Source organism: Bacteroides faecichinchillae JCM 17102 (assembly GCF_000614145.1).
GTDB lineage: Bacteria > Bacteroidota > Bacteroidia > Bacteroidales > Bacteroidaceae > Bacteroides > Bacteroides faecichinchillae.
The window spans coordinates 18,908-32,504 of sequence record NZ_BAKK01000032.1; the positions used below are offsets into that span (position 1 = coordinate 18,908).

General features: G+C 37.4%; 11 protein-coding genes and 2 pseudogenes. 8 read left to right on the forward strand and 5 right to left on the reverse strand.

Features of this window, described 5'->3' with window-relative positions:
- The first annotated feature begins 165 nt into the window (after positions 1 to 165).
- Entirely contained in the window at positions 166 to 438 is a 273-nt protein-coding gene (locus tag JCM17102_RS14955) for a hypothetical protein (RefSeq protein ID WP_025075742.1), read from the forward strand.
- A gap of 190 nt (positions 439 to 628) precedes the next feature.
- Here JCM17102_RS14955 and JCM17102_RS14960 read toward each other — a convergent pair whose 3' ends face one another.
- Complete coding sequence (locus JCM17102_RS14960; protein ID WP_033886932.1) at positions 629 to 1,369, reverse strand: DUF5131 family protein; 741 nt, start codon at positions 1,367 to 1,369, stop codon at positions 629 to 631.
- A 724-nt stretch (positions 1,370 to 2,093) separates the two neighbouring features.
- Positions 2,094 to 3,479: a GDSL-type esterase/lipase family protein gene (locus JCM17102_RS14965; protein ID WP_025075744.1), complete on the reverse strand. Its 1,386-nt coding sequence runs from the start codon at positions 3,477 to 3,479 to the stop codon at positions 2,094 to 2,096.
- A gap of 93 nt (positions 3,480 to 3,572) precedes the next feature.
- Between JCM17102_RS14965 and JCM17102_RS14970 the strand changes: the two genes are divergently transcribed.
- The 3 genes from JCM17102_RS14970 to mtgA all read left to right on the forward strand — a co-directional run bounded on the left by JCM17102_RS14970 (position 3,573) and on the right by mtgA (position 6,509).
- Positions 3,573 to 4,946, forward strand: a complete 1,374-nt coding sequence (locus JCM17102_RS14970) for an MATE family efflux transporter (protein ID WP_025075745.1) — start codon at positions 3,573 to 3,575, stop codon at positions 4,944 to 4,946.
- Positions 4,947 to 5,072: 126 nt separating this feature from the next.
- Positions 5,073 to 5,786: a YiaD family glycine zipper/OmpA-like lipoprotein gene (locus JCM17102_RS14975; protein WP_025075746.1), complete on the forward strand. Its 714-nt coding sequence runs from the start codon at positions 5,073 to 5,075 to the stop codon at positions 5,784 to 5,786.
- A gap of 78 nt (positions 5,787 to 5,864) precedes the next feature.
- Positions 5,865 to 6,509: a monofunctional biosynthetic peptidoglycan transglycosylase gene (gene mtgA, locus JCM17102_RS14980; protein ID WP_025075747.1), complete on the forward strand. Its 645-nt coding sequence runs from the start codon at positions 5,865 to 5,867 to the stop codon at positions 6,507 to 6,509.
- 95 nt (positions 6,510 to 6,604) lie between these two features.
- Here the strand turns inward: mtgA and JCM17102_RS27860 are convergent.
- Together JCM17102_RS27860 and JCM17102_RS14990 are read right to left on the reverse strand one after the other, a co-directional pair.
- Positions 6,605 to 8,379 (reverse strand): annotated as a pseudogene (locus tag JCM17102_RS27860) (hydroxymethylglutaryl-CoA lyase-like TIM-barrel protein).
- 204 nt (positions 8,380 to 8,583) lie between these two features.
- Positions 8,584 to 9,087, reverse strand: a complete 504-nt coding sequence (locus JCM17102_RS14990) for an RNA polymerase sigma factor (RefSeq protein ID WP_025075748.1) — start codon at positions 9,085 to 9,087, stop codon at positions 8,584 to 8,586.
- Positions 9,088 to 9,327: 240 nt separating this feature from the next.
- Between JCM17102_RS14990 and JCM17102_RS27865 the strand changes: the two are divergent.
- The 3 genes and pseudogenes from JCM17102_RS27865 (at position 9,328) to JCM17102_RS15005 (ending at position 11,541) form a co-directional block, all read left to right on the forward strand.
- Positions 9,328 to 9,887, forward strand: a pseudogene (locus JCM17102_RS27865) (LemA family protein).
- Between the two features lie 36 nt (positions 9,888 to 9,923).
- Positions 9,924 to 10,883 carry a M48 family metallopeptidase gene (locus JCM17102_RS15000; RefSeq protein ID WP_025075749.1) on the forward strand — a complete coding sequence of 320 codons (960 nt, stop codon included), beginning with the start codon at positions 9,924 to 9,926 and terminating at the stop codon, positions 10,881 to 10,883.
- 157 nt (positions 10,884 to 11,040) lie between these two features.
- A complete protein-coding gene (locus JCM17102_RS15005; RefSeq protein ID WP_025075750.1) occupies positions 11,041 to 11,541 on the forward strand; it encodes a DUF4251 domain-containing protein in 501 nt (166 codons plus the stop codon).
- Between the two features lie 76 nt (positions 11,542 to 11,617).
- Here the strand turns inward: JCM17102_RS15005 and JCM17102_RS15010 are convergent, their stop codons facing one another.
- Positions 11,618 to 12,250 (reverse strand): trimeric intracellular cation channel family protein, encoded by a 633-nt coding sequence (locus JCM17102_RS15010; RefSeq protein ID WP_025075751.1) that lies wholly within the window; start codon positions 12,248 to 12,250, stop codon positions 11,618 to 11,620.
- A gap of 83 nt (positions 12,251 to 12,333) precedes the next feature.
- Here JCM17102_RS15010 and JCM17102_RS15015 point away from each other — a divergent pair, with 83 nt between their 5' ends.
- Positions 12,334 to 13,419, forward strand: coding sequence for a UDP-N-acetyl glucosamine 2-epimerase (locus tag JCM17102_RS15015; RefSeq protein ID WP_025075752.1), 1,086 nt, complete (start codon positions 12,334 to 12,336; stop codon positions 13,417 to 13,419).
- Positions 13,420 to 13,597 lie beyond the last annotated feature (178 nt).

A 13,597-nucleotide genomic window follows, 5' to 3' on the forward strand; every position in this document is an offset into this window, starting at 1 on the left:
TATAATCATGGATTTACATTAGGTGACTACTTTACTGGATTATCAAAAATCCACAGTTTGATTACTCTCACTCATTATGGGAAGAATATTCTATGGATAGTCATTAGTCAATCGGTTCAGTATTTCCAGCACTCTAATAGTTCTATAAATAAAATAGATATAATTATGGAATGGAAAAATATCCTTAAAGAGAAGTTCTCGCAATCAAGCAAAGCTAATTATGAGGAAATACTTCAAATATGTCTAAACGCTTATTCCGAAGGATGCGAAAAGGAAAAGACTCTAGCTATCGAAGCCTATAGATTGCGTTGTCATAATTTAATAGGGAATCGTTGTATGTGTCCCAGACTTCCGGAAGAAAAACAAAAAAAGATATGCGACGGGAAGTGTATATATCTGAAACAATACGAATTTGATTTATACAAATTAGAATCGTAATATATAGACTTATATCTTAATCAAATTAGTCACATAGAAACAAAAGCAATTGTTAACAGAAAAGCAATATGTTCTGTTAGATAAATCACATTTGTACTCCAAATCCCTTTCAAATTTTAGCATACTCTATAAATTCAAAGTAACACAAAACAAGAAATTAGGGATAATGATAACCTAACAGTCAAACCATTTATTTGAAATTTATTCCAGCTTTTCGTGCTTGTAAATGTTGGAATTGACGTTTGATAGAATATAATTTTTTATCTTTGATAAATTTTGCTCCAGTTTGCTTGAACCAGAATGCAATGTCATTCTCTACACATACATTACGCAGTTCCATCACCCAATCAAAATCGCATGAACGAGCCTCATATCCCGATTCTCCTCCCACAACTACCTGTTCGATCCACATACCAATATCGAAAGCACTCAGGTCTATCCTTTCTAAAAGAGGTTCACAAATTATGATTTTATGTTTGATAGGTGCAGCTTTGTATATAGGCAAACGGTAGTCGGCACACATCTGATTCTCAACCGTACAACAGATAGTTACATTCTCATACCCATCCCCATCTTCAGGTAAATTCTGAGCAAAACGATCAATACGTTTGGTAATCATCATAAAATTAAGATCACTACGCTCACGCATCATCGCCCACGCCTCCATGCGCCAAAGATCAGCATCCTCAATGAAGAAATCGGATGTAAAACAAGTATATACCATTGTTCCTGAAGGAACTTTGTAATCCCCATTACGTTTCCTTCGTAGTGGCAAATCAAAGTTTTTCGTTTGTGCCACTACTGAACTATCCACACCACGCTTGGCATCTCCACGATAAACGTAACAGTGTTTGCAACCTGGGCTTAACTTATGGCAACCATGCCATAAATTCCACATCACTGATCCTTTTACAATAGCGTTCGTTGGCATTAAAATATTTGTCGTTATTAAAATTGATCATTATTATTTTGCAAACAATTTAAATAGGTTTTCAATTAAACTACCTTCGTTGAATCTAAATTTATTGCAATAATTTTAAATCAGGCATTGATCTTTTAATATGAACTCATTGCGTTTCCAATAATCATATGCCTCTTACACCGAGCTTCATAAAACTTTCTATATCAAAGTATAATTTACTTAACATACAAAATGGAGAAACAAAACATTACGTATAAACTTCTTCTTCCAATACCAATTTATAGACTCAAAAACTACTTTGAATACAGTATCTATCCACTCCCCTATTATTCTAATAACTGAAACAAAGAGTTTTCATTGAACAAATCAATCCCTGAGCCACCATCATCCTTACATCCAAACAAGTGATAATATTATATCTTTATTACTATTAAAAAACACCTATAAAGTTAATCATAGTTTCTCGATACTCAAACCAACAAGATGAGAATAATAATCCTGTAGAACTGATTATACGATTAAGGTCATATTTGTACAACACTTTTCTAAATCACGAGATAAAGAGTTATTATAAATATAAAAATACTAGATTGAAGCACTAACTTCCCACATAACCTATTACCAAACCGTTTACATAAACTGAGTACATAACAGTATTTTCACTAAAAAACCTTCCACAGACTCCTGACATTTTACATACCATAACACGTCAGGAGCTATAAAAATAATTAATCTATTTCATTAAAGACTGATACACAGTTTTCGCCATTACCTTTGCGCCCTCTTCGTTAGGATGAATACGGTCCGGGAATAATTGAGACATTCCATCCATTGCTGTATGAAGGTCTATAATAGGTAAATCATTCTTCTTGGCAACTTTCTTGATCATTGGAATAATTTCCTTGACAATAATATCATCGTTTATATGTTCTCCAACCTGATAAGCTTTAGAAGGAAAACAAAGATAAATTTTCGGCTGAACAGGTAATGCTTTAAATGAATCAATCATAGTCTGTAGATCCTTCATGTAATCTGCCTTGTACTTCCAATTAAATGATTTACTGTCATTAGTCCCTAACTTGATAACGACTATATTAGGCGCAAAGGCTAATGCATTTTTATATGCTTGTTCTTTCATATAAGGATGATCACCTTTATTTAATAAAGTACGTGCACTGACTCCGAAGTTTTTCACCCAATAGTTATCCCCTAACAGACGGCTTAATACAGAAGGATAACTATCATACTTCGGATTTCTTGTTCCTACTCCATACGTAATACTGTTACCAATGCATGCCACGCGTACAGCATCTTTACGAATGGCTTTAAAACTACGTAACCAAGAAGTCAGCTCATCAAGCATTTCATTTTTATAGGCAAAATCCTCACGAATCCCCCAACCATGACCACCGCTTGGATAAATATGAAGAACGGCAGGAACCCCCTTTTTATTTAAAGCCAAATAATAATTAACTCCATTGGCAGGAGGAACCGCCTTATCATCATCACTATAAACAATAAAAGCACGAGGAGTCTCTTTCGTCACCTGCTTTTCATTAGAATATTCGTTTTCAAGCTCAGCAGAAGCATCCTTACCCAAAAGAAAATCATGAGAACCTATATGAGTATATGATTTATCCATTGTGATCACTGGATAGAATAAAATCTGGAAATTAGGACGAAGTTCTGGTTTGGTATGTGTAGCAATAGTCGATGCAAGATGTCCTCCTGCAGAAGAACCCATGACACCAATATCATTCGGATTCAGATTCCATACATCAGCACTGTCCCTTGCCATTTTCATAGCTGCTTCCGCATCAGAAATAGGAATTGAATGATCTCCGTTAGGCATACGATATTTCACAACAATCAAAGCAATACCTTGTTTATTAAAGTAAGGCGCCCAATCGTATCCTTCATGGCCTACAGCTAGATTCACATATCCCCCACCAGGAAAAGCAACTACGGCACGACCTGTTGCCAATTCCGGAGCCGGAAGGAAAACTCGTAGTGATGGTTGTTCAATATCAAAAGATTTGGGAGCATTTTGAGCAGCTACCCGCGAACCTGCTATCAATATGATTAATAGCAAAAAAAGAGTAGAAAATTTCTGTTTCATAGTATCTTTATACTTTGATTAATGAATAATTAGATGTGCAAAGATAAGCATTTTATGTATCTTTGCACATCCTTTTAAACAGATAATATTTATATGCAAGGAATAAAAAGCCTTACACAAGGTTCCATTAATCGCCAATTATTCAACTTGGCAATGCCCATTATGGCAACCTCATTTATCCAAATGGCCTATAGTCTAACAGATATGGCTTGGGTGGGACGATTGGGAAGTGAGGCAGTTGCTGCTATTGGTTCTGTAGGAATCTTAACGTGGATGTCTGGTTCCATATCCTTATTAAATAAGGTAGGTTCCGAAGTCAGCGTCGGACAATCCATCGGAGCACAAAATCAGGAAGATGCCCGCCATTTCGCCTCACACAACATAACGATTGCACTTATTATCTCCATTTGTTGGGGCGGATTGCTTTTCATATTTGCAGATCCTATAATACGCATCTACGAACTGGATGAACACATCACAATCAACGCAATCAAATACCTGAGAATTATTTCTACTGGATTACCCTTCATTTTCCTTTCCGCAGCTTTCACCGGAATTTACAATGCTGCCGGACGAAGCAAAATTCCATTTTATATCAGTGGCACGGGATTAATCCTTAACATAATACTCGATCCTCTGTTTATTTTCGGTTTCGGACTAGGAACAAATGGTGCTGCCTATGCAACCTGGATATCAGAAGCAACCGTTTTCCTTATTTTTATCTATCAATTACGTTACCATGATGCATTGCTCGGAGGTTTCCCTTTCTTCACCCAATTAAAAAAGAAATATACTGGGCGTATTTTGAAACTTGGATTACCTGTAGCCACTCTAAATACATTGTTTGCCTTCGTTAATATGTTCCTTTGTCGGACAGCTTCCGAACAAGGAGGGCACCTCGGGCTAATGACCTTTACCACCGGAGGGCAAATTGAAGCTATCACATGGAATACATCACAAGGATTCTCTACCGCACTTAGTGCCTTCATTGCCCAAAATTATGCAGCAGGACGTATTGAACGAGTCATCAAAGCCTGGTATACAACCCTTTGGATGACAGGCATCTTTGGAACGTTCTGCACACTGCTGTTTATCTTCTGTGGGAATGAAGTATTTTCTATTTTTGTTCCCGAACGAGCTGCTTACGAAGCTGGAGGTATTTTCTTACGTATTGATGGATACTCACAACTCTTCATGATGCTTGAGATCACCATGCAAGGAGTCTTCTATGGTATCGGACGTACTGTACCTCCTGCAATAATCAGTATCGTATGTAATTATATGCGTATACCACTCGCTATCTTATTTGTACGTATGGGTATGGGAGTAGAAGGAATTTGGTGGGCTGTCAGTGCTACTACGGTTATCAAAGGATTGATTCTTTTGGGATGGTTCATAATTATTAAACAGAAGTGTTTGAACTTACCTTCTGTAATGCAAAATCAGGTATCGTCTTCCAAAACCTAACAAATCTAAAGGATAGAGATTATTATTTTAACTTAAAAAGTACGTCGAAGACAAATAATATTTATCTTTGCATTGTTATTTATTGAAACATTATAGAATATAAACCTAATTAAAAAACATTGGATTATGAATAAGATGAAATTTATGGTTCTTTTCATGAGTATCACTATGATATTCAGTGGCTGTGCTAGTATGAGCAATACAGGTAAAGGTGCTGCTATCGGCGGTGGTTCGGGTGCTGCGCTAGGTGCTATCCTGGGTGGTGTTATCGGTAAAGGCAAAGGTGCTGCTATTGGTGCCGCTATCGGTACAGCAGTAGGTGCTGGTACAGGTGCACTTATTGGCAAGAAGATGGATAAAGCAGCAGCTCAAGCAAAACAAATTGAAGGTGCTCAAGTTGAACAAATAACTGATAACAACGGATTGCAGGCTGTAAAAGTAACATTTGACTCCGGTATTCTTTTCAATACAGGTAATGCTAGCCTGAGTGCTGCTGCAAAAGCTGCTTTGAGCAAGTTTGCCAACAATGTGTTGAACCAAAACCGAGACATGGATGTAGCTATCTATGGTTATACAGATAATCAAGGTTGGAAAAACAGTACTGCAGAACAAAGTCGCCAGAAGAATATAAACTTGTCACAAGAACGTGCTCAGAGTGTATCAAGTTATCTTTTGAGTTGTGGTGTTGCGGCTAGCCAGATCAAGAGTGTAGACGGAATGGGAGAAAGTGATCCTGTTGCCAGCAATGACACTGCTGCAGGTCGTGAACAGAACCGTCGTGTAGAAGTATATATGTACGCCAGCGAGCAAATGATTAAAGATGCACAAGCAGCTAATTAAAAAATACTTCGTTATACTCGTAATCTGCTGATTTTTTTCTTTGCATCTACTATTCTAGCGGTCCTTGTTTATCGTTTTATGCCGGTCTACATCACACCGTTGATGGTAATCCGTAGTGTTCAACAGATTACATCAGGAGATAAACCCACGTGGAAACACACGTGGGTTTCTTTTGATAAAATATCTCCTAATCTGCCGATGGCAGTCATTGCTTCCGAAGATAATCGTTTCGCAACACATAATGGTTTCGACTTCATCGAAATAAAAAAAGCGATGAAAGAGAATGAAAAACGGAAAAAGAAACGGGGAGCAAGTACTATTAGTCAGCAGACAGCCAAAAATGTATTCTTATGGCCGCAATCTTCATGGGTACGGAAAGGATTCGAAGTTTATTTTACTTTCCTCATCGAATTATTTTGGTCGAAAGAACGAATCATGGAAGTATATCTTAACTCTATTGAAATGGGAAATGGCATTTATGGTGCGCAGGCTGCTGCCAAATATAAATTCAATACTACAGCCGCCAAACTAACCAAAGCTCAATGTGCATTAATTGCTGCGACATTACCCAATCCCATACGATTCAACTCAGCCAAACCTTCTCCTTATATATTAAAACGACAGAAACAGATTCTTAGATTAATGAATCTTGTCCCTAAATTTCCTCCAGCTTCAGCAAAAAAGCCTGTGGAAAAGAAAAAAGCAAAGAAAAGTAAACGATAAGTGGTGAATGATATATAGGATTGTGTCATGACTCCATCAATCTACGATTTTTCATTCACCAGTTATTGTTCACCTTATTATATAGTTATTCATCTTTATGCTGTTTCCTCACATCGTTCAATATATGCCAAAGTATCTCCTTTATTAACCAATGCCCCTTGGTTTGCACAAACTTCAATGATACGTCCACTAAAATTTGCCATCACACGATCATAAGTATTCCATGGAGTAGCAATATAACAAAACACATCATTCGGCTCATACTTATGCCCTACTTCAGGTGGCATAGAAGGTGATTCGACATCTATTTCCCATATAATGCGTCCTTTTTCCATAGCAGTAATAGCTCCGCCTTAGCACGTTTCAGTCGTTTCACTTCTTCCTCTGAAAAACCTTGTTTAGCAAGAGTAACATCTTTGGCACGTTGTAAATCAGTTTCAAAACGTTTTTTGGCAATCCCCGATTTATAATCACGATATTGGCGATCATGCATGGCCAGTTCAAATAATTCCTCATCGTCCGGTCCGAATTCCCACCCGTTCTCTATCATCTCCTTGCGATATTCTTCTAACTGATCCGGATAATTCTTCTGTGGATCTTCATCTGTAAATTCATATCCTTTTTCTTTAGCTAAAGCAATTATTTCGGGAGCAAGACTTCCCGGAAGACGTCCACTCTTACCCAATATCATATCCCAAGTATGATTATCGATCATCATCCAACGCTCCTCCCCTTTAATCAAGGACATCACATTCATCAAGGCTATGTTTTTCACATACTGACTGAAAGGAGTTACCAATGGAGGATAACCAAGTTTTGGCCAGACATACTCAACTTCATCAAACAACATCACTAATAAATCATCAATACTCAATTCCGGTTTATTCTTACTTTTCAATATCATGTTAATACCGGAATGTACTCCTTTCAAATCCGCCATCATGGAGCCCATCATACCACCGGGTAATCCACACTTCAAAAGTAAGGAAGAAGTATGTTTATTGGTAGAATCTATAAAATAACCGAGAAAATCATCTATAAACTCCTGCGTCATAGCACGTGCTTTCATATAAGCTTTCATATTTATTTCCGGCACCTGGAAACCTGCATCTTTAAGCATAGCTTGCACAGAGATTAGATCCGGATGAACTTTTCCCCATGAAAGCGGTTCCATCGCTACATCAATGATATCCGCTCCGTTCTCACAAACTTCAAGAATGGATGCCATCGAAAGTCCCGGACCACTATGTCCATGATATTGAATAATAACTTCGGGATGTTTTTCTTTGATAGTCTTCGTCAGCCGTCCTAACATTTCGGGACGACCAATACCTGCCATATCCTTCAAGCAAATTTCTAGTGCACCAGCTTCTATTAGTTGGTCAGCAATTACAGCATAATACTCCACTGTATGTACCGGAGAGAAAGTAATACATAATGTAGCTTGGGGAACCATTCCCGCTTCGAGTGCATAATGGATAGAAGGAATTATATTTCGGACTTCATTTAATCCACAAAAGATACGGGTAATATCCACTCCCTGCGCATGTTTTACTTTATACATCAAACGACGAACATCTGCCGGAACTGGATACATACGAAGCCCATTCAATCCACGATCGAGCATATGAGTCAGAATACCGACTTCATGAAAAGGTTTTGTAAAAGCACGAACAGCCTCATTCGGATTTTCTCCATACAACAGATTTACTTGCTCAAATGCACCTCCATTGGTTTCAATACGGGCAAAACATCCCATTTCAATAATCAGCGGAGCAATTCTGACTAACTGATCAACACGTGGTTGATACTTTCCAGATGATTGCCACATGTCCCGATAAACGAGACTAAACTTAATTTCTTTTTTCATTGCTTTTAAATAGATGAGATTTATTTATTAGGCTAACTAGTTATTACAAATATACCAAGTCATTTAACATTATGACAAATAAAAAACAATAAAGTTCGCTCAACAAACACATTTAATAACATATTGCTATAAAGTCAAAGGAGCAATCGAAGTTATATTCCGTTGCTCCTTACAAGAACTAAGTTCTAAAAATGTTATCCTCTATTAAACAAAATCTTTCAATTCTTGTTGCAAACGTTGGCGAGTAAAGAAGATACGACTCTTTACTGTTCCAAGAGGCAGATCCAGCTTTTCAGCAATCTCCCGGTATTTAAAACCGGATACGTGCATGGAGAAAGGAACTTTATATTCTTTCGGCAACGCATTGACAATACGGTGCATCTCTTTCAAGTCATAAGCACCTTCTGTACTCTCAAATCCTGAGTCTTGAGGAAGATTCAAATGATATAAGTTATCGGTTTGGTCTACATAAGTCTGATCCCGTACTATCTTACGGTAATTATTTATAAATATATTGCGCATGATGGTATACATCCATCCTTTAAAATTAGTATCCGGGACATATTTTTCCTCATTATCTAATGCTTTTAATGATGTTTCTTGCAATAAATCGTTTGCTTCCTCACGATTAGCTGTTAATTTATATGCAAAACGAAGCAATTCTTCCTGAACTCCAATTAAATCTTTTCTGAAACTTAAACTTTTCATACTCTAAAGGTTTTTGGTTAATATTTCGTTTCTTTCTCAATGGTTGCAAGTTTAAAGGTATTTTCAGAGTCTAACAGGGGAGGATTCAACATTTCATAGGGGGTAAAACTGTCAATTGATAGAATTTAGGTGGTTTTTGATAGTTTTTGGGTGGTTATTAATGTTTTTTATTTGCCTCTTTTTGGTGAAAAAGACTAAATAGCCTACCTTTGACAAATAAATTAAATTAATTAAAAGACTATGGCTACACTTATTATCATTGGGGTAATCGTACTACTGGGAATCATTTTTGCTTCCATGTACAACTCTTTAGTGAAATTGAAAAACAATCGCGAAAATGCTTTCGCAGACATTGATGTACAGTTAAAGCAGCGTCATGATCTTATCCCACAACTAGTAGATACAGTGAAAGGCTATGCCTCACATGAAAAGGAAACGCTCGATCGTGTGATTCAGGCAAGAAACGGCGCAGTAAATGCTAAATCAATTGATGAAAAAATAAACGCAGAAAATCAACTATCATCAGCCTTATCAGGACTGAAAATTACTTTAGAAGCTATCCCGACCTGAAAGCAAATCAAAACTTCCTGCAATTGCAAGAAGAAGTTTCCGATGTGGAAAACAAATTGGCTGCTGTACGCCGTTATTTTAACTCTGCGACCAAAGAATATAATAATGCAGTTCAGACATTCCCTTCCAATCTTATCGCAGGAATGTGTGGTTTCCGTAAGGAAATCATGTTCGATCTAGGACAAAACGAACGTGCAAACCTGGAGCAAGCACCTAAAATTAGTTTCTAACACCGTCATTTACTCAACCACAAAACTTGAACATTTATGCAATACGTCGGGATCCAAACGCAACAGAGTCGGAATAACCGTCGTTCTGCGATTTTACTACTATTATTTCCATGTCTGATAACAATACTCCTTTATCTATCTTGTTATTTAATAATCGTATTCGGATATGGGACAAATATGGAAAGCGAATTGTTGTCAATGGTCAATCAGTTATTCATTTCAGCCTTTCCTTATACTATAGGAATTGTACTGGTCTGGTTCCTGATTGCTTATTGGGCTAATACAAGTATCATCAATACTGCGACCGGCTCCAAGCCACTAGACCGCAAGGAGAATAAACATGTCTACAATTTAGTAGAAAATCTTTGTATGTCACAAGGCATGAAGATGCCTAAAATCAATATAATTTATGATAACTCTCTGAATGCTTTCGCCAGTGGTATCAACGAACGGACCTATACTATTACTCTTTCACAAGGAATCATCCAGAAACTAAAAAATGATGAACTAGAGGCCGTTATAGCCCATGAACTAAGTCATATTCGTAATCGTGACGTTCGTCTGTTAATCATATCAATTGTATTCGTTGGTATATTTTCTATGCTGACACAGATCACCTTTTATACTATTACGCACGTTCGTATACGCAGTAATAAAGGTGGAGCAGGAATCATCCTCTTTATATTTATTGCTTTAATTGTAGCTGCCATCGGTTTCTTTTTTGCAAGTCTGATGCGTTTTGCTATTTCACGCAAACGCGAATATATGGCAGATGCAGGATCTGCAGAAATGACAAAGAATCCATTGGCTCTGGCAAGTGCTTTACGCAAAATATCGGCAGATCCGAATATAGAAGCTGTAAAACGTGAAGATGTAGCACAACTATTTATTCAACATCCCGGAAAGCAAGCCAAAAGTTCTTTCATGGGATTGAGCGGATTGTTTGCTACACATCCTCCTATTGAGAAAAGAATCGCTATTCTAGAACAATTCTAAAAACAAATAGAAAATCGGGAAATTAACACCAATCTCTGCTTATTAATGACAAAATAAGCAAAGATTGGTGTTTAATTTTCATTAAAGGTAACATAAGTCATCTGATTTTTAGTATATTTGAATGTTATAATATATACTCACTAAAAATATAACTGATATGAAAACGAAAAAACAAATCTTGGTGTTATTACTAGCTATACTAGTAGGAGCTCCTACTCTTTCGGCTCAAAGCAAGAAAGAAAAGCAGGAACAAAAAAAAGAAGCGGTTAAACAAGAAATCGTATCAGAGAACTACAAGATAGATGTCAATACCGCCATGCCTATGCGTGGACGTAATATTTCATTGTCATCTCCCTATTCGTTAGAAATCAGAAATGATTCGGTTATCTCTCAATTACCTTATTATGGAAGAGCTTATAGTATTCCTTATGATGGTGGAAAAGGTTTAAACTTTAGTGCTCCACTTAAAGAATATACGATGAAAGTAGATAAGAAAGGTGCTGCACGCATTAAGTTTACAGCACGTAGCCCGGAAGATTTATTCGAATATAATATTAGAATATTCAGTAACGGATCGGCTTCTATCGATGTCAGTATGCAGAATCGACAATCTATCAGTTTTATGGGAGATTTAGTAATTAAGGACAGTAAGAAATAACCAATCTGATCTTTTAATTGTAATGTCACTATCCTGTTAGTATAGTGACATTACAATTAAAAGGATGTCCACCATTTCACCCCTCTTCATTTTCATTCTCTTCATTTCCTTTCAGGATTGGCAAACAGATATGATATTTCACAGCTAAGATACGAGTCACGAAAACGGTTAATCCGCCTATCACTTGGCAACCGTATGAGTGCATACCTATAGTATCGCATATCCAATATGCAATACCACCAACTACACACGCCATAGCATAAATTTCCTTTCGGAAAATCAATGGTATTTCATTGATAAAGACATCTCTTATCACACCTCCGGCAGCACCCGTTATACTACCCATAATAATTGCCACCCAAAACGGATAACCTAAAGCAAGACTTTTACCGACACCAACTACTGTGAATAAAGCCAGGCCGACAGTATCGAATATAAAAAATGTATTATTAAGCCGAATCAACGAACGCCCGAAGAAGATAACCCACAACAAAGCCAGAGCCGTACATATTAAATAAATAGGATTAGTCATCCAAGCAGGGGTAACATCCAGTAAGACATCACGTATAGTACCGCCTCCGATAGCTGTAGCAAGTCCCACTACATAAGCTCCAAACCAGTCGAAACGTTTTGCTGAAGCCAAACGGATACCACTAATTGCGAAGGCAAACGTGCCAATAAAATCAAGAATTTGAACGAATGTGGGCATATATTTGTTATTTTTGTATGCAAAGAAACGAATAAATTCCGTAAGAAGATGTATTTTTGCTTCTTGAAATAGATAGAAAGGATATGAAAATAACAATTGTTGCCGGGGCACGCCCCAATTTCATGAAAATAGCTCCTATTACGCGTGCTATCGAAGCTGCAAGGGCGCTAGGTAAAAGTATTTCCTACCGTCTGGTCTACACAGGCAAAGAAGACGATACAAGTCTGGATGCTTCTCTGTTTTCAGATCTGGATATGAAAGCGCCTGATGTTTATTTAGGAGTAGAAAGCAGCAATTCCACCACTTTGGCAGCCGGAATTATGATCGCTTTCGAACAAGAACTAACTGAAAATCCGGCACATGTTGTTTTGGTAGTAGACGACCTGACAGCAACGATGAGTTGTGCCATCGTAGCCAAAAAACAAGGAATCAAAGTAGCACATCTTGTAGCCGGAACACGTTCTTTCGATATGAAAATGCCGAAAGAAGTAAATCGTATGATTACGGACGGAGTATCAGATTATCTCTTTACTGCCGGAATGGTAGCCAACCGTAATCTCAATCAAACGGGAACAGAAAACGAAAATGTATATTACGTAGGTAATATCCTGATTGACACCATACGATACAGCCGTAACCGTCTGCTCAAACCTATTTGGTTCTCTGTTTTAGGACTGGAAGAAGGAAATTATCTTTTGCTCACTCTTAACCGTCGTGCATTACTGAACAATCGAGAAACTTTGCGCCGTCTGCTGGAAATAATTATTGAGAAGTCGGAAGGTATGCCTATTGTAGCTCCCCTACATACATACGTACGTAATGCTATTAAAGAACTTGGAATTGAAGTTCCTAATCTTCATATCATGCCAACACAGAATTATCTATTTTTCGGATATCTGATCAATAAAGCTAAAGGTATTATTTCGGATTCTGGTAACGTGGCAGAAGAAGCTACATTTCTGGGAATCCCCTGTATTACTCTCAACACCTTTGCCGAACATCCGGAAACATGGCGTATGGGAACCAACGAATTGGTGGGAGAAGATCCAACTGCACTCGCCCAAGCTCTGGACAAACTGATGAAAGGTGAATGGAAAAAGGGAGGATTACCTGAACGCTGGGATGGACGTACAGCAGAACGCATCGTACAGATTTTAACAAATAAATAAACTCTGAGTTTCAAGGAATAAGACTAAGTGTTTCATGCTTTGAAACTTTTAGTTTCATCCCATGAAACCAATAGTTTCAAGGCATGAAACTAAAAGTTCCAAACCACGAAACAAAAAGAGACTATTGATCGTTTTATGATTATGCATGTAAAGAACAAAAAACGATGAGTAAAAAAAG